This is a genomic window from Nocardia yamanashiensis NBRC 100130 (assembly GCF_001613325.1).
Taxonomy (GTDB): Bacteria; Actinomycetota; Actinomycetes; order Mycobacteriales; family Mycobacteriaceae; genus Nocardia; species Nocardia yamanashiensis.
Genome location: NZ_BDCD01000045.1, coordinates 1 through 21,083, shown reverse-complemented (window position 1 = coordinate 21,083; position 21,083 = coordinate 1). Strand labels below are relative to the sequence as shown.

The 21,083-nt window shown below is 68.0% G+C and carries 20 protein-coding genes; 13 read left to right on the top strand and 7 right to left on the bottom strand.

The annotated features are described in order from the left end of the window. The first annotated feature begins 124 nt into the window (after positions 1 to 124). The 3 genes from NY1_RS37905 (at position 125) to NY1_RS37895 (ending at position 3,625) form a co-directional block, all read left to right on the top strand. Positions 125 to 1,267 (top strand): acetamidase/formamidase family protein, encoded by a 1,143-nt coding sequence (locus NY1_RS37905; protein WP_067722233.1) that lies wholly within the window; start codon positions 125 to 127, stop codon positions 1,265 to 1,267. Continuing rightward, positions 1,264 to 2,451 (top strand): amidase family protein, encoded by a 1,188-nt coding sequence (locus NY1_RS37900; RefSeq protein ID WP_218028542.1) that lies wholly within the window; start codon positions 1,264 to 1,266, stop codon positions 2,449 to 2,451. Before NY1_RS37905 ends, NY1_RS37900 begins: the two co-directional genes overlap by 4 nt. A gap of 388 nt (positions 2,452 to 2,839) precedes the next feature. Then, on the top strand, positions 2,840 to 3,625 hold the full coding sequence (locus NY1_RS37895; protein WP_084536123.1) for a helix-turn-helix domain-containing protein: 786 nt from the start codon (positions 2,840 to 2,842) through the stop codon (positions 3,623 to 3,625). 43 nt (positions 3,626 to 3,668) lie between these two features. Here NY1_RS37895 and NY1_RS37890 read toward each other — a convergent pair whose 3' ends face one another. The 3 genes from NY1_RS37890 to NY1_RS37880 all read right to left on the bottom strand — a co-directional run bounded on the left by NY1_RS37890 (position 3,669) and on the right by NY1_RS37880 (position 7,124). Continuing rightward, a complete protein-coding gene (locus NY1_RS37890) occupies positions 3,669 to 5,066 on the bottom strand; it encodes a phenylacetate--CoA ligase family protein (RefSeq protein ID WP_067722229.1) in 1,398 nt (465 codons plus the stop codon). 72 nt (positions 5,067 to 5,138) lie between these two features. Beyond that, on the bottom strand, positions 5,139 to 6,395 hold the full coding sequence (locus tag NY1_RS37885) for an amidohydrolase family protein (protein WP_067722227.1): 1,257 nt from the start codon (positions 6,393 to 6,395) through the stop codon (positions 5,139 to 5,141). A gap of 84 nt (positions 6,396 to 6,479) precedes the next feature. Next, complete coding sequence (locus NY1_RS37880; protein WP_067722225.1) at positions 6,480 to 7,124, bottom strand: GntR family transcriptional regulator; 645 nt, start codon at positions 7,122 to 7,124, stop codon at positions 6,480 to 6,482. A gap of 230 nt (positions 7,125 to 7,354) precedes the next feature. On the opposite strand from NY1_RS37880, the gene NY1_RS37875 reads away from it, so the two are divergent. From NY1_RS37875 to NY1_RS37850, 6 genes are all read left to right on the top strand, one after another. Beyond that, entirely contained in the window at positions 7,355 to 8,098 is a 744-nt protein-coding gene (locus NY1_RS37875) for a sulfite exporter TauE/SafE family protein (protein ID WP_067722224.1), read from the top strand. 32 nt (positions 8,099 to 8,130) lie between these two features. After that, positions 8,131 to 9,330 carry an amidohydrolase gene (locus NY1_RS37870; protein ID WP_084536121.1) on the top strand — a complete coding sequence of 400 codons (1,200 nt, stop codon included), beginning with the start codon at positions 8,131 to 8,133 and terminating at the stop codon, positions 9,328 to 9,330. Between the two features lie 70 nt (positions 9,331 to 9,400). Next, the gene (locus NY1_RS37865) at positions 9,401 to 10,243 is read left to right on the top strand and encodes an ABC transporter ATP-binding protein (protein WP_084536119.1); all 843 of its coding nucleotides are present in this window, start codon (positions 9,401 to 9,403) and stop codon (positions 10,241 to 10,243) included. Next, positions 10,240 to 11,178: an ABC transporter permease gene (locus tag NY1_RS37860; protein ID WP_084536117.1), complete on the top strand. Its 939-nt coding sequence runs from the start codon at positions 10,240 to 10,242 to the stop codon at positions 11,176 to 11,178. Before NY1_RS37865 ends, NY1_RS37860 begins: the two co-directional genes overlap by 4 nt. 40 nt (positions 11,179 to 11,218) lie before the next feature. Beyond that, complete coding sequence (locus NY1_RS37855; protein WP_157762739.1) at positions 11,219 to 12,352, top strand: ABC transporter substrate-binding protein; 1,134 nt, start codon at positions 11,219 to 11,221, stop codon at positions 12,350 to 12,352. 80 nt (positions 12,353 to 12,432) lie between these two features. Continuing rightward, a complete protein-coding gene (locus tag NY1_RS37850; protein ID WP_067722221.1) occupies positions 12,433 to 13,362 on the top strand; it encodes a MerR family transcriptional regulator in 930 nt (309 codons plus the stop codon). On the opposite strand, the gene NY1_RS45330 is transcribed toward NY1_RS37850, so the two are convergent. Further along, positions 13,359 to 13,922 carry a DivIVA domain-containing protein gene (locus NY1_RS45330; protein WP_084536115.1) on the bottom strand — a complete coding sequence of 188 codons (564 nt, stop codon included), beginning with the start codon at positions 13,920 to 13,922 and terminating at the stop codon, positions 13,359 to 13,361. The two genes, NY1_RS37850 and NY1_RS45330, sit on opposite strands and share 4 nt — an antisense overlap. Positions 13,923 to 13,990: 68 nt before the next feature. Next, positions 13,991 to 14,656, bottom strand: coding sequence for a TetR/AcrR family transcriptional regulator (locus tag NY1_RS37840; protein ID WP_067722217.1), 666 nt, complete (start codon positions 14,654 to 14,656; stop codon positions 13,991 to 13,993). A gap of 36 nt (positions 14,657 to 14,692) precedes the next feature. Between NY1_RS37840 and NY1_RS37835 the strand changes: the two genes are divergently transcribed. Continuing rightward, positions 14,693 to 16,186, top strand: coding sequence for a flavin-containing monooxygenase (locus NY1_RS37835; protein ID WP_067722216.1), 1,494 nt, complete (start codon positions 14,693 to 14,695; stop codon positions 16,184 to 16,186). Positions 16,187 to 16,244: 58 nt separating this feature from the next. Here the strand turns inward: NY1_RS37835 and NY1_RS37830 are convergent, their stop codons facing one another. Beyond that, a complete protein-coding gene (locus tag NY1_RS37830; RefSeq protein ID WP_067722214.1) occupies positions 16,245 to 16,772 on the bottom strand; it encodes a dihydrofolate reductase family protein in 528 nt (175 codons plus the stop codon). Position 16,773: 1 nt separating this feature from the next. After that, positions 16,774 to 17,688 (bottom strand): helix-turn-helix domain-containing protein, encoded by a 915-nt coding sequence (locus NY1_RS37825; protein WP_067722212.1) that lies wholly within the window; start codon positions 17,686 to 17,688, stop codon positions 16,774 to 16,776. A 147-nt stretch (positions 17,689 to 17,835) separates the two neighbouring features. Between NY1_RS37825 and yajC the strand changes: the two genes are divergently transcribed. From yajC to secF, 3 genes are all read left to right on the top strand, one after another. Continuing rightward, positions 17,836 to 18,192 (top strand): preprotein translocase subunit YajC, encoded by a 357-nt coding sequence (gene yajC / locus NY1_RS37820; protein WP_067722210.1) that lies wholly within the window; start codon positions 17,836 to 17,838, stop codon positions 18,190 to 18,192. A 96-nt stretch (positions 18,193 to 18,288) separates the two neighbouring features. Next, positions 18,289 to 19,989 (top strand): protein translocase subunit SecD, encoded by a 1,701-nt coding sequence (gene secD, locus NY1_RS37815; RefSeq protein WP_084536113.1) that lies wholly within the window; start codon positions 18,289 to 18,291, stop codon positions 19,987 to 19,989. Between the two features lie 5 nt (positions 19,990 to 19,994). Continuing rightward, the coding region (secF, locus tag NY1_RS37810) for a protein translocase subunit SecF (protein WP_067722297.1) at positions 19,995 to 21,083 on the top strand (1,089 nt) is incomplete at its 3' end.

Here is a 21,083-nt window from a genome sequence, read left to right as displayed (position 1 = left end):
GGTCGTAAACCGTTCGTTACGTTAGGTTACCGGCGCCGACGCTATTCGTTCGCCCGGCTTATGGTCGGTAGATCGGATGGTCCGACCAATGCGGGGCGGGCCGGGTAGAGAAGGTGTTCGATTGATGGCGATCGTGTCGGGGGACGCCCCCGCGTTTCCGGTGCTGCAACAGGGCGACGGAGTCGCGAGCGATGTGCTGTACGTGCCCGCCGAACCGGGCAATGTGTTGTGGGGACGGCTGCCGTGCACGGGGGACACCCCGATCGCGACGGTGGAGCCGGGGCGGTCGCTGATCGTGGACACGGTCAGTCACGAAGGGCTCCTGGACGATCAGGGCTCGAATCCATTGGCCTACTTCGGATCTCATGGGGTGGCCGCGGATCAGGTGCTGGCCGACGCGATCGAGATCAGTACCGTCCGTAAGCGCGATTCGCTGGCCGGACCGCACATCGTGACCGGGCCGATCGCGGTGGCGGGGGCGCGGCCGGGTGATCTGCTGGCGATTCGCATCGACGATCTCGTCATGCGTGCGCCGTACGGGGTGGTGTCGACCCGGCATGCGAAAGGTGTACTGGCGCATCGGCTCGGCTTCGACGGGAACTACGGGCAGTTCTGCTCAGTGCAGGACCGCGACGGGGAATGGTTCGGGACCATGCCGTTGCACGCCGGGCAGGCGCATCGGGCGGCGTTTCCGCTCTCCCCGTTCCTCGGCATCACCGGGGTGGCGACCGATACCGATACGCGGGTGTCGTCAGTGCCGCCGGGGTTGCACGGCGGCAATCTCGATATCCGGCGGCTCACTCCCGGCGCGACGCTCTTTCTGCCGGTGCAGGTTCCGGAAGCGTTGTTCTACATCGGCGACCCGCACTTCGCGCAGGGCAATGGCGAGGTCGCGCTGACCGCGCTGGAAGCGCCACTGCGGGCCCGGCTCACCGTGGATGTGATCCCGGCCGCCGAGGTGGCGGCGGGCCTCGGCCGCAGTGTGGGACCGTTCGCCGCCGCACCCGGTTTCGTACTGCCGACCGGGCTGGACGCCGACCTGAACAAAGCCCTCGAACAATGCGTGCGCAATGCGGTGGAGCTGGTGGTGTCGCTGTTCGACGCCGACCCCCGGCAGGCATACCTGTACCTCAGCGCCGCAAGCGATTTCACCATCTCGCAGGCGGTGGATCAGGTGCGCGGAGTGCACGGGGAGATCCGCGTCGCCGACTTCGCGCACTACGCCGGAAGCGATCTCGCCAAGCGAATCCTGGAGCGGGCCAGGTGAATTCGAGCATCGACGCGGCGGTGTGGCGGGAGTACGGCACACCGCTGGTCGCCGCCACGGGCGCGGGCCCGCTCACCGGCCACACCGTCGCGGTCAAAGACCTCTACGCGGTGGCCGGTTACGCGATCGGCGCCGGTGTGCGGGAATTCCCCCGGCAGCCGGAAACCGCCCACTCGGCAGTCGTCGCGGCACTGCTGGCCGCCGGCGCCGATATCGCGGGAATCGCCCAAACCGACGAATTCGCCTACAGCATCACCGGCGCCAACGGCCGCTACGGCATGCCGCTCAACCCCGCCGCCCCCGACCGGATTCCAGGCGGCTCCTCCAGCGGCTCGGCGGTAGCCGTGGCGCGCGGCGAGGCGACCATCGGCCTCGGCACCGACACGGCAGGCTCCATCCGCGTACCGGCGGCCTACCAGGGCCTCTGGGGCATCCGCACCACCCACGCCCGAATCGACCGCCGCGGACTGCTACCCCTCGCCCCGCCCTTCGACGCCGTCGGCTGGATCGCACGGGACCCGGCGACCCTGCGGGCGGTCGCCGAAGTCCTACTCCCTGGACTCGATTCGGCTGCGTCAACGTCGGTCGAGTTGGTGGTGGACCCCTCCATCTGTGCGGTGGCCGATCCCGAGATCGCGGAGACCGTGCTGACTGCGGCGACCCTGCTCGGAGCGGCGGCCATCGACCTGGGGGCGGAGCTGGATGCCTGGTTCGCGGCGTTCCGGACTGTTCAGGCTTACGAGGCTTGGCGGTGCCACGGCGCTTGGATCACCGATCATCCGGGGGCGCTGGAACCCGAAGTGGCGCAGCGGTTCGCGTATGCCGCCTCGGTTACCGAGGCGGCGGCGGACTCAGCCCGCGTGGTGCTCGTGGATGCGGCTGCCGCGTTGCGCGGCGCGCTCGCCGGGCGGGTGCTGATGCTCCCGACCGTCGCGACCTTTCCGCCCGAGCGCACGGCGAGTGCGGCCGAGTTGGAGGGCGGGCGCGCCCGCACGTTGACGCTGACCTGCCTGGCGTCGCTAGCGGGATTGCCTGCCGTCGCGATTCCCCTGGCGCACAACGCGAGTCCGCCGCTGTCTCTCTGCATGGTCGGAGCCCCTGGCACGGACCATGCGCTGCTGCGGTTCGCCGAAGTCAGCGCGGCTGCGCTGACCGGCGCGGACCAGTCGGCGGCGCGGGTGTAGCGGTCTTCGACGCCCGGCGGGAAGCGGCCGGGGTCGGTATGGGGCGCAACACTACGCGGGGATGACGGCGTGGCGCGGGTATGTAGTGGGCGAACGCGCCGCAGTTCCGAAGGGATTCCGCCGTCCGCGGACACCGCCGGCGTCCCGCCCTCGGTTTCGGAGAACCGTGGGTGCGAATCGCGGCTCGCCGCCACTGCGGATCCTGCTCTGGCGGACGACATCACCGCTCACCGTCGCCTGATCGGATCACAACCGGATCACTTCTCGCTGACATGTCATACGAACGGTGCGGCAATCGGATAGGAACAAACGAACTGATCGGTCGGGGAACAGCGGGCTCGTGGGTGTCGAGGTCGGCGCTTACGAGACCTCCAGGAGGTGAAGTCGCATGTCCACCGTCTGCTCACCCACTTCTGTGCTGATCGCACCACCCACGCTGGGTGCGGTGCTGCGTCGCATGCGTGACGAACGCAAACTGTCGCGGGAACGCCTGGCGTTCAACGCCGGTGTCAGCGCCAGCTATATCAACCAGCTGGAGAAGGGCACCCGAGCGCGCCCGACCCGCGATGTGCTCACCGCGATCGTGCGCGTCCTGGACCGCTCCCGCGCGCTGCCGCTCGCCCAGCAACGCGAACTGCTGACCCTGGCCGGGCACTGCGATACCGAGCCGCCCGAGCTCGAGCAGGTGCGCGCACTGGTCGCACCGGCGATGAACCGGGGGATCGCCTGCCAGCCCTCGACCCTGGCCGCCTATTTCGACGACTACTGGAACGTATTGGCCAGCAACGACCTGCACGCCGGGACCTTTCCCGGCATACGCGAGAACGGCAACGCGCTGCGATGGATGCTCACCGACGCTCGCGCACGCCACGTGCTGCTGGAGTGGGAGCAAGAGGTGACGCTCGCGGTTCGCATGCTGCGCGGCCGGCTCGCGCGCGCTGCCGGTGCCCCGCACACCAGCAAGTTCCTGGCCGAGATGGGCCGGCACCGCCAATTCCGGAAGGTCTGGAACGACGGCGCGGTCGCCTACACCCGCGAGCGACCCCGGCTCTGGCTCCGCGAACCGCGCACCAGCCGCACCCGCTCAGCCATCACCCATCATCTGGGAGTGGTGGGATCCTCACCGACTGAACACATTCAGCTCATCTTGAGTGTTTTCCCTGCCACCGCTTGAAGGACGGGATCGCGGCGGCACGCCGATCGTTGTTCGGCGCGGGTCAGTCGGCGGCGCGGGTGTAGCGGTGTTTGACGCCCGGTGGGAAGTAGGCGGGGTCGGCGTGGGGCAGTAGCACCACGCGGGGGTGACGGCGCGGGGCGGGTACGTAGTGGGCGAATTCGCTGTTGAGGCGGCATAGTTCGGATTGGACCGAGTGTGAGATGTGGTCGGCTAGGTGCTCGGGCGGGGTTGCGGCGGGCGCTAGTTCGACGGTGAGGAGCAGGTAGCGGTCTTCGTCCGCGTCGGCTGCTGCTTCCAGTACGAATTTGCCGGTTACGTGGTCGCTGATGCCTGGCTGCTCCAGGCCGACGGCGATGTTTTCCGGGTAGACGTTCGCTCCGTAGAACGACACGGTGAAATGACTGCGGCCGAAGACGTAGACGAATGGCTGCTCGGGCTGGGCGGTGGTGGGCGTGAAACCGTGGCCGCGCAGGAAATCGAGGAGTTCGGTGTGTGTGAACAAGCCGCCCTCATCGGCGATGTGGTAGCGCACCAGGGGGATTCCGCCGTCTGCGGACACCACCAGCGTCCCGCCCTCGGTTTCGAAGAAGCGGTGGTACGGGTCGTATTGGGCCAGCGTCGGCAGGCGGGATTCACCGAACAGCTCCCGCGCCACGGCCGGCTGCGCGGCCAGGTACCGGCGGATCTCCACTGATAGCGGCGTCTCATTGGCGAGCACGCCGCCGTCGGCCGTGCCGTACAGGGAGGCGATATCGGTGCCGGGGGAGATGTTTCCGGCCCGCCGCGCCACCAGCGTGCGCCATTCCTCGCTGAACACCTCGCCCGCGGTGACCAGTTTGATGCGATAGTCCGCCCACGGGACGCCTTCGGCACGGCCGGTATCGATGACGTCCTTCAGGAACGGCGGATAGCCGAGCAACACCACCTGCTCGAAATACGGTGCCAGGGTGGGCAATACCCGCAGGATCTCCCGCTTGTCATTGCCCGGCGCGACCACCGTCACCGGGTATCCGCGCTCGGCCAGATCGCGCACGCAGCCGATGGTGTACAGGCCGCCCACCCAGGTGCCCAGCGCGAAGCACACCACCGCCAGGGTGGCGCGTTCGCCCGCGTGGAAGGCATCGCGGAAGATCTGCTCGAAGCGGGCGGCGGTGCGGCGTTCGTCGGCGAGCGAACGCGGCCACGGGGTGGGTTCGCCGGTGGAACCGGAGGAGACGGCCACGATATCGCCCAGCCGGCCGTCGCGGCACAGGTCGGCGAGCGGATGCCGGCGCAGGTAGCCGGGTTTGTCCACGAGGGGGAGCTTGGCGAAATCCGCGAACGTGGTGACCGCGGCCGGATCGACGCCGTGTTCGGCGAGGAAGGCGCGATAGGCGGGAACGGTCGCGGCGGTGCGCTCGAACAGGGTGACGACGGCTTCTTCCGGGGTGAGGGACATCGGGGCTCCTGGGGCGAGAAGGTCACTCGACCATAAGGAGTACGCGGGTGCGGCGGTGGTGGTTCGCGGCCGTCAGGCCGGGACGGCGGGCAGCAGTTCGCGGATGCGGGTGGTGCGGGCCACGATCCGGCCGGCTTTGAGGACGTAGCAGCGGTCGGGGCGGTCCAGCAGGACGTCGGAGAGGCGATGGCAGGAGAGCACGACCAGGTCGGCGGGCGCGCCCGGGTGCAGGCCGTAACGGTCCAGGCCGATGACGCGGGCAGCGCCCGTGGTGGCCATGGCGAGCACTCTGCCCAGGTCCTCGGGGCCGGAAAGGTGGCAGGTCTGGGCCAGGAACAGGCCGATGTCGAGGAGGTCCGCATTGCCGTAGGGGGTGAAGGCATTGCGAATGTTGTTGGAGGAATAGGCGGTGGTGATGCCCGCCGCCCACAGTTCCCGTACGGGGGCGATGCCGCGGCGGATATTGGCGGTGTCGGCGCGGCCGCCCAGATGCATATCGGTGGCGGGGAGCGGCACCACGGCGATGCCGGCCGCCGCCAGGCGCGTCAGGGTCGCGGCGCGTCGTGCCGGGTCCTGTCCGGCCAGTGATGTCATGTGACCCAGGGTCACCCGGCCCTGCCGGCCGGTGCGTTCGGTGACCTCGGCGATGTAGTCCGCCATGGCGAAGCGCGGGTCGGTGGCGTCGTCGGCGAAATCGGCGTGGATATCGAGGGGGACATCGAATTCGGCTGCCAGATCGAAGATCTGATCGATATGGCGGCGGCAGTCGGCGACGTCGCGCTCGTTGTAGGAGCAGCCGCCGAGCACGTCCGCCCCGCGCATCAGGCTCTCGCGCAGCAGGTCCAGGGTTCCGGGCGCTTGGATGATGCCCTCCTGCGGGAAGGCCACGATCTGCAGGTCCAGGCGGCCGCGATACTCCTCGCGCAGTTCCAGGAGCGCTTCGACACCGCGCAGGCCGACGATGGGATCCACGTCGGGGTGGGCGCGAATCACGCTGGTGCCGTTGCCGATCGCCAGATCCAGGACCCGGCGGGCGCGGTCGCGGATGGACGCGACGGTGAATCCGCGTTTGAGCTCCGCGGTGACGGAGATGGCCCCGGCCAGCGTCCCGTCGCGGTTCGGGCGCTCGTCGTCCAGCAGCGCCTTGTCCAGGTGCAGGTGCGATTCGATCAACCCGGGGATGACCACCCGTCCCGCGCAGTCGATTTCGTCGATCCCCGGGCTCGGCAGCTCCGGCCCGATCTCGGTGATCACACCGCCCGCGACCGCGATATCCACCGGTGCGGCCGCATCGTCGATGCGCGCGCGCCGCAAGACCAGATCCACCATACCCGCCTCCTGAAACCCCGATCGCTACCCGATTTGTATACGACCCGAATGTTTCCGTGCGGCAGGCGAATTGCTGCGCCGATGTTACGAACGCTCCCGGCGGCGATAGGCGTAGGTGGCGTGCGCGATGTGCTCGGCCACCACCGCCGCCGCCCGATCCGGATCCCCGGCTTCCAGTGCGGCGCAGATCTCCTCGTGCTCGCGCCAGGAATCCCCGGCCCGGCGCGGCAGCTCGACCGCGTACACCCAGGCGATCTTCCAGCTCAGCTGGGTGATGAGCTGCGCCAGCAGGGTGCTGCCGGAGGCTTCGGCCAGCACCTCGTGGAAACGGCTGTTGAGCCGGGTCAATTCGTCGAGCCGGCCCGAGCGCACGGCGTCCTGGCCGAGCGCGGTCAGCTCCTTGAGCCGGCCCAGCTGCTCGGGGGTGCGGCGCACCGCGGCGCGGGAGGCGCACAGCGGTTCCAGTCGGGCCCGGATCTCCAGCAGATCGGCGGCCTCGTCCTCGGTCAGCTCCGCCACGAACACCCCGGCATAGGGGCGTGACGAGGCGAAACCCTCGGCCTCCAAGGTGCGCAGCGCTTCGCGCACCGGCACCCGGGAGACGCCGTAGCTCTCCGCCAGGGACTCCTCGGTCAGGCGCTGACCGGGCGTGAACACACCCCGGACGATGTCGTCGCGAATGGCGCGGCACAGCTGCTGCGGGGTCATGCGGCGGACGGTGTCGCTCATCGCGGGCTCGTCGCAATGCGGGCGGAGGGTTGCATACGATCCATCGTGGGGCCGCCCGGTGCGATGCCGCAAATCGGCTGCGGCGTGCGGGCGGTCACAGTGCGGGCGATCGGAAACCGTTGCGTAACTTGCGGCTCCGAACCGTGCGGGGCTGACCACCGGGTTCCCGCTCGGCTCGCCGGGAGCACCGCGTTTGTATACGATGCGGCCATTCTGTCCGGAAGGATTTCATGGATCCCGCGCATCTTGTGCTGCTGCTCGTCGCCGGTTTCGGGGCGGGCGTCTGCAATGCCATCGCCGGTGGTGGCAGTCTGCTCTCCTTTCCCGCGCTGCTGGCCACCGGATTACCGCCGGTCACCGCGACGGTCACCAATTCGGTCTCGGTGTGGCCGGGCTATCTCGGCGGCGCGGCGGCGCTGCGCAAACGGCTCGACGAACATCGGGCGCTGCTACCGCAATTGGTGCTGACCGGGGTCGCCGGGGCCGGCGGCGGGGTGATCGCGCTGCTGGCCGCGCCGCCCAAGGTGTTCGCGGCGCTGGTGCCCTATCTCGTTCTGTCCGCCACCGCGCTGTTCGCGGCCCAGCCGGTGCTGTCGAGGAAACTGGCGGCGCGGCGCGGTGATTCGCGGACGCTGCTGTTCCTCGGGGTGTTCCTGGGGGCGATGTACGGCGCGTACTTCAACGGCGGCATGGGGATCGTGCTGCTCACCGCGCTGGCGCTGGGCATCGACGCGTCGGTGACCATGCTCAACGGGCTGAAAAGCGTGCTCACCCTGACGGTGTCGACGACGGCCATGATCGCGGTGGCGCTGTTCGGGCCGGTGCAGTGGACGGCCGTGCTGGTGCTCGCGCCCGCCTGCCTGCTCGGCGGGGTCGCCGGGGCCAAGATCGCCGATCGCCTGCGGCCGGGCGCGTTCCGCGCGGTCGTGATCGTGTTCGGCGTCGGGGCCGGAACCGCCATGCTGCTCACCTGATTCGACGTTCTCCCACTACGAAAGGCAATGCTGTGAACGATCTGCTGTTGCGCGGCGGACGGCCCTGGACGCCCGGGGCGCCGGTGGAATCCGCCGATATCCTGATTCGCGACGGGCGCATCGCGGCGGTCGGGGCCGGGCTCACCGCGCCCGCCGCCGACATCGTCGAACTGGCCGGGGCGCTGGTGTTTCCGGGGCTGGTGGACTCGCACTGTCACCTGGACAAGACCATGTACGGCGGGCCGTGGGTGCCGAACTCCGGCGGGCGGACCCTGTCGGGGCGGATCGCCAACGGGGAGGGGCGGCGCGAGGAACTCGGGCTGCCGAACGCCGACTATGCCGCGAACCTGTTGGGGGCCATGGTTTCCGGGGGTACCGCGTATGTGCGCAGCCATATCGACATCGATCCCGAGGTGGGGTTGCGGGGTGTGGATGCGGTGCGCGCGGCGGCGGAACGGCATCGGGACCGGGTGGACGTGCAGTTGGTGGCATTTCCGCAGGGCGGGCTGATGAATCGGCCTGGAACCGGGAAGCTTTTGGAAGCCGCGCTGGCCGACGGGGTGGAGGTGATCGGCGGGCTGGATCCGGCGGGGTACGACCAGGATCCGACCGGGCAGCTCGACCTGATCTTCGGGCTGGCGGAGAAGTACGGGGCGCGGATCGATATCCACCTGCACGATCGGGGTGCGCTCGGGGCCTGGCAGTACGGGCTCATCATCGAGCGCACGCGGGCTACCGGATTGGCGGGGCGGGTGACCATCAGTCACGCCTACGCCATGGGGGAGCTGGCGCCGGACGAGCAGCGGCGGGTCGCGGAAAGCCTTGCCGAGGCCGGGGTTTCGATGGTCACCTGCGCGGTCGGGGACGCGCCCGTGGTGCCGGTGCGCACCATGCACGAGGCGGGCGCGATGCTGGCGCTGGGCAATGACGGGATTCGCGATCTGTGGACGCCGTACGGGGACGGGGACATGCTGCGCCGGATCATGACCGTGGCGTTCCGGGATCGCCTGGTGGCCGATCCGGAGATCGAACTCGCCCTGACCGCCGGAACCTACGGCGGGGCAAAGGTTCTCGGTCTCACGGATTACGGGCTCACGGTGGGTGCGGCGGCCGATCTGTTCACCGTCGATGCCGAAGCGCCGGCCGCGGCGGTGGTGTCCGTGCCGCCGCGCGGCCTGGTGGTCAAGCGCGGGCGGATCGTGGCGCGTGGCGGAATCCTCACTGCCGCTTGATCGTATACGAAACAGGGGTGTAATCGTGCGGACCGCGATCGGCAATGATCCGCCGATAGAACTGTGAGGTATGAGCACCAGCGCTTCAGAACACCGCACCGGCCGGGGCCGGGCCGGAGATACGGATGCCGCCGACGGCAATGTATACACCGGCCCGGCTCTGGCTTTTCAGCAGTTGTCGCTGACCTTCGAGAACGGCACGCAGGCCCTGGACGGGATCGATATCGCCATCGGGGCAGGGGAATTCGTTTCGCTGGTCGGACCGTCGGGGTGCGGGAAGTCGACGCTGCTGCGCCTGGCGGCCGGATTCGAGCAGCCGACGGCCGGGAGCGTGCGGGTCGCGAGCGGGAAACTCGGGTACGTGTTCCAGGAGGCGACCTTGCTGCCGTGGCGGACGCTGCTGCGCAATGTCGAGCTGCCCGCGGAACTCGCGGGGGTGGACAAGGGTGCCCGGCGGGCCGCGGCGCGGGAGGCGCTGGAGCGGGTGGGGCTGGCCGGGTTCGAAAACCACAAGCCCGCACAGCTTTCCGGCGGGATGCGGATGCGGGCCTCGATCGCGCGGGCGCTCACCGGGGCGCCGGAGCTGTTCCTTTTCGATGAGCCGTTCGGTGCGCTGGACGAGATCACGCGGCAGCGGCTCAACGAGGAAGTGAGCGGGTTGTATCGGCGCTCCGGGTTCACCGGGGTGTTCGTCACGCATTCGGTGGCCGAAGCGGTGTTCATGTCCACGCGGGTGGTGGTGCTGACCGGGCGGCCGGGGCGGGTGGCGGCGGATATCACTGTGCCGCTGGATTTTCCGCGCACGCCCGAAGTGCGGTACACGCCGGAGTTCGGGGCGATCGCGGCCGAGGTGTCAGCGGCTCTGCACGAGGCCGAACGCGGTACCGTCGCGGCGGAAGGGCTGGCGGCATGACCTTCGTGGCAATCGGGGCGGCTCGGCGTGGGCGGGACCGGAAAGCGGCGGATGACCTGGCGGGCGGGGGCGCTGCTGTGTCACCCGGTGCTGCCGGCAGTGCGGCGTCCGGGGGAGTGGATTCGGGGAGCGGCCGGCGAATTCCGGCGTGGCCCTTCGCGATCAGTCCCGTCCGGATCTTCGCGCCGATCGCGGTGTTCGTGCTCGTGCTGGCGGCGTGGAGTATCGCCAGCCACTACGTCATCCCGGCCGAATCCCGGTTCCTGCTGCCGCCACCGGAATCGGTGATCTCCAAGGGGCTGCTCGATGCGGCCACCCGCGCCGAGATCTTCACCGCGCTCGGGTCCACCGTGCAGATCGCGCTCACCGGCTTGGCCATTGCCATCGTGCTGGGCGTCGGGTTCGCGGTGATCATGAGTCAGGCGCGCTGGGCGGAATATTCGCTCTACCCGTATGCCGTTGTGCTGCAGACGATCCCGGTGCTGGCGGTGGTGCCGCTGTTCGGGTTCTGGTTCGGCTACGAATTCGGCAGCCGGGTCATCGTCTGCGTCATGGTGTCGCTGTTTCCCGTCATCACCAACACTTTGTTCGGGCTGAAATCGGTGCAGGCGGCCGAACACGACCTGTTCACCCTGCACAAGGCCAGCCGGTGGCAGCGCCTGCTGAAACTGCAACTGCCCGCGGCGCTGCCGGCCATGATCTCCGGTTTCAAGATCTCCGGCGGGATGGCCATCATCGGCTCGATCGTGGCCGACTTCTTCTTCCGCCAGGGCGAACCCGGTATCGGCCGCATGATCGACGTCTACCGGCAGCGGCTGGCCACCGAGGAACTCCTCACCGCCCTGCTGCTGTCCTCCCTGGTCGGCCTGATCCTGTTCTGGCTCTTCGACTTCCTCGCCGCCCGCGTCGACCGCGCCCACGGCAAACGCGCCTGACCACCCCGGTTTCACCCTCGCAAGAACCCAAGGAATGCCCGTGAAGAAACGCGTCCTCGCCGCCGTCGCCCTGGCCGGCAGCACCCTGCTCACCGCCTGCGGAGGCGGCGCCACCGCCCCCAAACCCACCGGCCAAGGCGTGCTCGCCGGTGTCTGCCCCGCCACCGTGGTCATCCAAACCGACTGGTACGCCACCCCCGAGCGCGCCGCGGCCTACCAGCTCGTCGGCCCCAACGGCACCGTGGACGTGAAGAAGGGCGCCTACACCGGCCCGCTCGGTGACACCGGCGTGAATGTCGAAGTGCGCCTGGGCGGCCCGTTCCTCGGTGGCCAGCCCGTCCCCGCCCAGATGTATCAGGACACCTCCATCACCCTCGGCATGGTTCCGACCGACGAACAGGTCCGCGCCAAGGCCAAATTCCCCCTCACCGGCGTCTTCGCCTCCCTGGACATCAACCCGCAGATCGTCATGTGGGACCCCGCCACCTACCCCAATATCAAGACCTGGCAGGACGTCGCCGCTTCCGGAGCCCCCATCCTCTACTCCGAGGGCAAGGTCTACATGGACTACCTCATCGCCTCCGGCGCGGTGAAGAAGGAACAGGCCGACGCCTCCTACGACGGCACCCCCTCCCGCTTCGTAGCCGAACACGGCCGTGTCATGCAGCAGGGCTACGTGTCCAACGAGCCATACCGCTGGGAACACGACGTGAAGGGCTGGCAGAAACCCACCGCCCACCTCCTGGTCCACCAAGCCGGCTACGAGATCTACCCCCACGCCTGGTCCGTCCGCACCGCCGACCTCCCCACCCTCCGCCCCTGCCTCCAGAAACTCGTCCCCCTCCTCCAGCAAGCCGAAATCGACTACGCCACCAACCCCGACCCCACCAACCAGGCCCTCCTCAAAATCTCCCAAACCATCCCCGACGGCCCGCCCATCACCGCCGCCGGCAACACCGACTCCGTCCGAGTCCAACTCGCCGAAAAAATCATCGGCAACGGCCCCGACTCCACCCTCGGCAACTTCGACCCCACCCGAGTAGACCGCGTAATCGCCGCCGTAACCCCCATCCTCCGAGCCAAAGGCCAACAGGTCCCCGACAACCTCACCGCCAACGACATCATCACCAACGAATTCATCGACCCAGCCAAGGGCCTGAAACCCCAGGGCTGACCGCAGGTCGGGCGGCGGGAATCCCGCCGCCCGAAGTGTCGGCTTGTGTCTCCACCTGGGGGAGACAGCAAGGTTGGGGTATGGACGACGACGCGCTCTACACGATCGGGGCATTGGCTGAGCGGACCGGGTTGACGGTCAAGGCTATTCGGTTCTATGCGGATCGGGGGATCGTGCCGCCGACCGGTTACAGCCCTGGTGGGTATCGGCTTTATGACACGGAGGCGCTGGCTCGGCTGGAGTTGGTGCGGACGTTGCGGGAGCTGGACTTGGATTTGGGGACGGTGCGGCAGGTTTTGGGGCGGGAGCGGGCTTTGGGGGAAGTCGCTGCCGCTCATGCCGATGCGCTGGATGTGCAGATTCGGGTTTTGCGATTGCGGCGGGCGGTGTTGCGGGCGGTGGCGCGCCGGGGTTCCGACCCTGAGGAGATGGATTACATGCACAAGCTGGTTCGGATGACGGATGCGGAGCGGGCGCGGCTCGTTCAGGATTTCGTGGATGAGACGTTCGGGGCGGTGGAGGGGAATCCCGCTGTGCTGGACCTGATTCGGAGCACCATGCCGGAATTGCCGGAGGATCCGGGGCCGGAACAGGTGGAGGCCTGGCTGGAATTGTCGGAACTGGTGGGGGATAACGACTTCCGGGACGCGGTGCGGCGGATGGCGGAATATCAGGCCAGGGAACGGGCGGCGGGGGATGACACGGGGTTGCATCATGAATTGACCGAGGCGGTGCGGGGGATGACCGGCCGCGCGCTGGCCGAGGGGGTTTCGCCTGATTCGGCCGCGGCGGCGGAGATTGTCGATACGTTGACGGCGCGATATGCGGAGACGTTCGGCAGGGCCGACGGTCCCGAGCTGCGGGCCTGGATTCTGGAGCGGCTCGAAGTGGCCGATGATCCCCGGGTGGAACGGTATTGGCGGCTCGTGGGCACCATCAACGGGTGGCCGCCGATGCCGGAGCTGGGGCCGGCGTTCGGATGGTTCGCGGCGGCGCTGCGCAACCGCTAGGCGAAGTGGCCGTTCCGGGCCGATTCCAATTGCTGCGCGACGAGGTCGAGGAAGGCGTCGACCTCGTCGCGATGGTAGGCGGGCAGGCCGGGGGAGGCGAGATGGAAAGTGGTGTGGCGGACGTCTTCCGCGGTGAGACCGTTCGGGCCGTGGTGCGCGAGCGTGGCGGCCAGGCGGTCGAGGAACGCGCCCACTTCCTCGGTCAGGTACCCGCGTAGGCCGAAAGGGGGCGCGGAGAACTGGATGCGCAGGACGTCGTCGGGGGTGAGCGGATCGGATTCGCGGCCCAGCGGCAGCCGGGACCGGCCGCGGCGCAGGAACTCGAGATCCACGCAGATCTGATCGAGGAAATCGTCGACCTGCTCGCTGTCGTAACCCATCTGACCGCGCGGCGGAGCATCGAACTCCACCAGGCGGATATCGGCCGCGGTCAGGTGATCACGCCCGGTGAGCGTATCGGCGATCCGCGCGCAGAACGCGTTGACCTGCACCGAGTTATAGGAGTGGCGCCCGATCGGCGCGGTGCCGAATCTCTTGCGGCGAACGTCTTCGGGGGTCACGCCGGTCAGTGTGCCACTGCGCGCATGTCCGAATCGCTACCGGCCCTTGCGGATACGAACGTTTCGGATCAATCTTTGCGAACACCGTCGATGAGCAGCCGGCGAATGGCCTGCGTGAGGGCCGCGACCGCGTCCTGACTGGAATCTCGCAACCCATGCAAGATGGCGGCCAGCAGCATCCCCGTCACCGCCTTGGCGGTGGAAACGGTATCCAGATCCTCGCGCAGATACCCGTGCTCCACGCCGTGCTCGAGATAGCCGGCGGTCAGCGCGTCGGCGGTATCGAGCAGGCCGTACAACCGCATGGTCAATTCCGTGTCGATGCCGGTGGCCTGGAACAACAGCAGCTGCGCCACCCGGCGATCCTCGAGGAAGATCCGGTTCAGCGCATCGCCGATGCGATCGAGCTGCGCGCGATACTCCGGCAGGCTCGCCGCCGCGTCCGGCGCGTTCTCCGTGCCCAGCGCCTCGATGATCCGGGCCGCCAGATCGTCGATCACATGGTCGATGATGTCGCGCTTGTTGGTGAAGTACCGGTAGAACGTCCCGTGCCCGATACCCAGCTCGGTGGCGATATCGGCGATGCCGGTGGCGTGATAGCCCTTCTCGGCGAAACAGGCGAACGCGGTATCGATGATCTCCTGGCGGAGCTCGGCCTTACGGCGTTCGATTCTCGAGGATGGCTTCGTCACAGGTGCGATGATACGGTGTTCCCAAACGGAATGAGATGTCATTCCGTGACAGATGAATCACTCGCAGGGAGGTTCGGCGTGGCACCTCAGTTCGACGCCATCGTGGTCGGGGCCGGTTTCGGCGGTATGGGAGCGGGCATCGAGTTGGATCGGCTCGGCCTGAGCAATTTCGTGATCCTGGAGCGCGAGAACGATCTCGGCGGCACCTGGCACGTCAACCACTACCCGGGCCTGGCCGTGGACATCGCCTCGGTCACCTACTCCTACTCCTTCGAGCCCAACCCGCATTGGACGCGGCTGTTCGCGCCGGGCGCGGAGCTGAAGAAGTATGCCGAGCACGTGGCCGACAAATACGATCTGCGCCGCCGCATGCGCTTCGACACCACGGTCGGCGGCGCCCGCTGGGACGAGGAGCAGCAGCTGTGGGTGGTGGCGATCGAAGGCGGTGAATCGCTCACGGCGCGTTACCTGCTGGCGGCCACGGGCTTCCTATCCCAGCCCTACACCCCGCCGTTCCCGGGGATCGACACGTTCGAAGGCAAGATCATCCACACCACCGCGTGGGAGGACGATTTCGATCTCACCGGGCGCAAGGCCGCCATCATCGGCACCGGCGCGACGGCCGTGCAGCTGATCCCCGAGGTGGCGAAGCAGGCGCAGGCGCTCACCGTCTTCCAGCGCACCCCGATCTGGGTGGTGCCCAAGGTCGATATGCCGATCGCGCCGTCGGTGCAGAAGCTGTTCGAACGGGTTCCGGTGACGCAGAAGGCGGCCCGGCTGGCGAACACCGCCATGCTGGAGGCGCTCATGGTGGTCGGCGTGCTGCACTTCAAGCAGGCCAAGCCGTTGAACAAGGCGGCCGGCATCTTGGCCAAGGCGCATCTGCGGAATCAGGTGAAGGACAAGGAGACCCGCAAGCAGCTGACCCCGGATTACGACTTCGGGTGCAAGCGGCCGACGTTCTCCAACACCTATTTCAAGACGTTCAACGAACCGCATGTGCGCCTGGAGACCAACTCCATCGATCACATCGAAGCGGACGGCATCGTCACCGCCGACGGGCACAAGACCGAGATCGATACGCTGATCCTGGCGACCGGGTTCAACCTGTGGGATGTGAACTTCCCGGCCATCGAGATCATCGGCCGCGAGGGGCGCAATCTCGGGAAGTTCTGGCGCGACAATCGCTTCCAGGCGTACGAGGGGGTGACGGTGCCGAAGTTCCCGAACTTCGTGTGCCTCAACAGCCCGTACTCCTACAGCGGCCTGTCGTACTTCACCACCATCGAAGCCCAGATGAAGCATATGGGCCGGTTGTTCGGTGAGATGTTCCGCCGCGGCGAGCAGGTCTTCGAGGTCACCGAGAAGGCGAACACCGAGTTCCTCGACCGCGTCACCGAGAAGCTCGACTCCTCGGTCTTCTACGGCGGCCAGTGCTCGACGGCCCGCAGCTACTACTTCAACCAGCACGGTGAAGCGGCGCTGCTGCGGCCGACGAGCACCCTCAACGCCCACCGCGAAGCATCCAACTTCCCGCTGGACGACTACACCTATGGTGCGAAGTCGGCTTGAGAACGAAGCGGACCGGGGCCGGTGCGCCCGGCCCGGGTAGCGCGTGGGGGAGGAGAGGTCACCCGCGCACGATCGCGTAACGGGCGCAGGCCAATTCACCGTTCATGGCGAGCTCGAGCGGTTTCAGCTCGAGCCGCCGCGGCAGCACCGGTGCGCCCGCGCCGAGGGTGACCGGCGCGTAGCAGACGATGATCTCGTCGAGCAGTCCGTGATCGGCGAACTGCCCGGCCAGGTCGCCGCCGCCGACCACCCACAGGTTCGCCTCCCCGGCCGCGGCCGTCATATCGGCGTGCAGTTCCGGGATCGGCTTGCTGGTGAACCGGATGTCCTTGCCCGGTTGCGCCGGGAACTCGCGATGCGTGACCACCCACGCCGGCATCTCGTACGGCCACGCCTCGTCGTGATCCAGCAGCCACTGATAGGTGTTGGAGCCCATCACGATCGCCCCGATGCCGGCGATGAACGGGTTGTAGCCCAGCGGTCCGTCGGCATCGTTGTCGCGGGTGAGCAGCCAGTCCAGCGAATGCTTCTCGTCGGCGATGAAGCCGTCCAGGCTGCTGGCGGTGTAGTAGGTGGTGGTTCCCATCTCATCCTCTCCTTCGGAGCCAGGCGATCGGATCGCCGTGGCCGAGTTCTTTTGCGCTGCCCGGTGATTCGGCGGCGAGCCAGTGCAGCGCGAGCAGTCGCCGATGTGCGGCATAGGTCAGCACGTGCGCGATCACGCTGCCGAGCACGAAACTCTCCGGCGGTTCGCACAGCGCGTCGATGAGGGTGTCGTTCCAGCCGCCGCGCCGATCGATCTCGCGTACCACCGCCAGCCAGCGCGGCGCGACCAGCTCGAGTCGCTCCAGCAGTTCGCGCGCGTCGTCCCCGCCGCGCACCGGCGTATCGGTGCCCTCGATGGCGGCCAGCCAGATCTCCTTGGACCAGACCAGGTTCGACAGCACCGCCGCGATCGACTCCTCGACCCCGTCCCACTCGAGCACCGTCAACCCCGGTGACCGCACGCGCCGGTACGCCTCCGGGCTCAACCCCTCCGCCAGCTCCAGCAGCTCCCGCGTCTCCGCGAGATCGTGATGCAGCATGATCGCCGTCGGATCCATCTCCGCTCGTCCTTTCGGTTCGCTCTCCACCCACAGCGACATCGGCGGATGAAAGTGGATGCCATTGGCCGAACTCAGCCACCGCGATCCCGCTTCGCTCCCGGTGCCGCTGGGCGGATGCCCGTAGGCCCGCGAATACGCCCGGCTGAACCCTTCGACCGATTCGTAGCCCGCCGCGAACGCCACCTCGGTGACGCTCTCGCCGCGACTCAGCTCCCACGCCGCCCGTTCCAGCAGCACCCGGCGCTTCAACGCGACCGGAGATTCCCCGGTCCCGCGGCGCAATTGCCGGGAAAAGTGAAACGGCGATACGTAGGCGTCCGACGCCATCTCGCCGAGCGTCGAATTGTCCTCCGCCAGTACCGCGTCCAGCAGCTCTCGCAGTCGATCCCGTCCCATCCGCACTCGACAAGTCTGGCCTGCGCCGACTCCGAATTGCTTGACCGAACTTGCTCAGTCCCCCTCGACGCGCCGGATCTCAGGTCGAGCTGGCAGACTGTCAGGGACACGACCTGACCGACCACTGATTAGGGGTTGACTTCGACGATGGACCTTCTGCTGCCGCTGCTGCTGGTTGCTCTGCTCATCCCGATGTTCCTCGGCGTTCGCCGACAGAAGCGGGAGATGGCGAAGGTGACCGAGATGCGCGACAACCTGAAGGTCGGCGACCGGGTCGTCACCACCTCGGGCATGCTCGGCACGGTCACCGAACTCGACGATTCGACCGTCGATCTGGAGATCGCCGAGGACGTCATCACCACGTGGGAGCGTCGCGCGATCCTCGAGGTCCGCAACGAGGAGACCGCGGAGACCGAGGACGCGGCGGACGACACCGCCGACGCGGCTCCGGCCGACACGGTCACCGAGACCGTCGAGGACGCCCCGAAGCTGACCAAGGACTGACACCTCCCCGCGCCGTCGGGCCACCGCGATCCGGTGACCGGCGGCGCGTTGGTGTGTGCCCGCTGCAACCACATTCCGCCTAGGAGATACGAAACAGTGCCACCTTCCCAGGGATCGGCGCATCCATTGCGCCTGCTCGGTGTTTTCGCCGTGCTGGTGGCCGCGATCTACGCGCTGGTGTTCTTCACCGGTGATCGATCGGCGACCCCGAAACTCGGCATCGACCTGCAGGGCGGCACCCGCGTCACCCTGACGCCGCGCACGCCCGACGGCGGCAAGCCCAGCCAGGACAGCCTGCGCAAGGCCCAGGACATCATCGAGCAGCGCGTCAACGGGCTCGGCGTCTCCGGCTCCGAGGTCGCCATCGACGGCGACAATCTGGTGATCACCGTGCCGGGCGACGACGGCGGACAGGCCCGCACGCTGGCCACCACCGCCAAGCTCTACGTGCGCCCGGTGCTGCAGACCATCCCGGCGCAGAAGCAGGGCGCCCAGCAGCAGCCGCAGCAGCAGCCGAGCGCCACGCCGAGCACCGCCCCGGCCGTGCCGACCGACGGCGCCGAGCCGAGCACCTCGGCCGCGCCGACCACCCCGGCCGCGCCCACCGGCGAGGCTCCGGCCGCGCAGAACCGCGTGTTCCCGGCACAGAACCCGACGCCCACCCCGGGCGCGGACACCCCGGAACAGCAGGCGCAGAAGGAGATCGCGGCCGCCAAGGCGCTGCGGCAGAGCACCGATCAGACCGTGCAGCAGACCGCCATGCTCACCATGGACTGCTCCAAGGTCGATCCGCTCGCGGGCAACGACGACCCGAACCTGCCGCTGGTCACCTGCTCGCAGGACCACACCACCGTCTACCTGCTCGACAAGAGCCGGCTCGACGGCCAGGAGATCAAGGACGCCTCGGCCAGCTTCGACTCCAAGGGTTCGCGCTGGGTGGTCAATGTGTCCTTCAAGTCCGGCGGCGCCGACACCTGGGGCAAGCTGACCACCGAATACCTGCAGAAGCAGCTGGCCTTCGTGCTCGACTCGCAGGTCTTCAGCGCCCCGCAGGTGCAGTCCGGCGGCCAGTACGGCGGCAGCACCGAGATCTCGGGCTCGTTCAACAAGGACACCGCCACCGAGCTGGCCAACACCCTGAAGTACGGCGCGCTGCCGCTGTCGTTCACCACCTCCGAGGCCGAGACGGTCTCGGCGACCCTGGGTCTGTCCTCGCTGAAAGCGGGCCTGATCGCGGGCGCGGTGGCGCTGGTCATCGTGTTGCTGTACTGCCTGCTGTACTATCGCATGCTCGGTCTCATCACCGGTTTCTCCCTGGTCGCATCGGGTATTGCGGTCTATGGATTGATGGTGCTGCTCGGGCGCTGGGTGAACTTCACCCTCGACCTGGCGGGTATCGCCGGTTTGATCATCGGTATCGGCACCACCGCGGACTCGTTCGTGGTGTTCTTCGAACGCATCAAGGACGAGATGCGCGAAGGCCGCAGCTTCCGCTCGGCGGTGCCGCGCGGCTGGACGCGCGCGCGTAAGACGATCCTGTCCGGCAACGCGGTCAGCTTCATCGCCGCCGCTATCCTGTACGGCCTCGCGGTCGGCCAGGTGAAGGGCTTCGCCTTCACCCTCGGCCTGACCACCGTGCTCGATGTGGTGGTGGTGTTCCTGGTGACCTATCCGCTGGTGCTGCTGGCATCGCGGACGAACTTCTGGCAGAAGCCGTCCGTCAACGGCCTGGGCGCGATCCAGCAGGCGGCGCGCGAACGCAAGGCGGCGGCCGGGGTCCTGGCGGGGAAGGCGTGAACGACATGACCGAACGTATCGACGAAGAGCCGCAGGAGCTTTCGCTCGAGGCCGAGCGGAACCTGCCGAAGCACAGCTTCTTCTACCGGCTCTACACCGGCACCGGCGCGCTGGACGTGATCGGCAATCGCAAGCGCTGGTACGCCATCACCGGCGTGATCGTGGCCATCGCCATCGTCAGCATGGTGGTGCGCGGCTTCACCTTCGGCATCGACTTCGAGGGCGGCTCGCGCATCCAGTTCCCGGCGGACGGGGCCACCACCAGCAAGACCGAAGACGTCTATCGCTCGGCCATCGGCGTCGACCCGGTATCGGTGCAAACCGTTGGCGTGGGCGGCAATTCGACCATTCTGATCCGCTCCGAAGCGCTGGATCAGTCGCAGGTCGGCAAGCTGCAGTCGGCGCTGTTCGAGGCCTTCCACCCGAAGGACAAGAACGGCAATCCGTCCGCGGCGGCGATCAGCTTCTCCGATGTGAGCGAGACCTGGGGCAGCCAGATCACCGAGAAGGCGCTGTGGGCGCTGCTGGCGTTCCTGGTCGTGGTCGCGCTCTACATCACCATTCGGTACGAACGCGATATGGCCATCGCCGCGCTGGCGGCGCTCGGCTTCGACCTCGCGGTCACCGCCGGCGTCTATTCGCTGGTCGGCTTCGAGGTCACCCCCGCGACCGTGATCGGCATGCTGACCATTCTGGGCTTCTCGCTCTACGACTCGGTCATCGTGTTCGACAAGGTCGAGGAGAACACCCACGGCATCCTGCACGTCACCCGGCGCACCTACGCCGAGCAGGCCAACCTGGCGTTGAACCAGACCTTCATGCGCTCGATCAACACCTCGCTGATCGGCATGCTGCCGGTGATCGGGCTGCTGGTCATCGCGGTCTGGATGCTGGGCGTGGGCACGCTCAAGGACCTGGCGCTGGTGCAGCTGGTGGGTCTGGCGGTCGGCACCTACTCCTCGATCTTCTTCGCGACGCCGCTGCTGGTGTCGATCAAGGAACGCTGGGGACCGGTGGCCGCGCACACCCGCAAGGTGCTGGCCAAGCGCGCCAATGCCGGCAATGCCCGGGTCGGGGTGGCGGCGGCGCAGCGC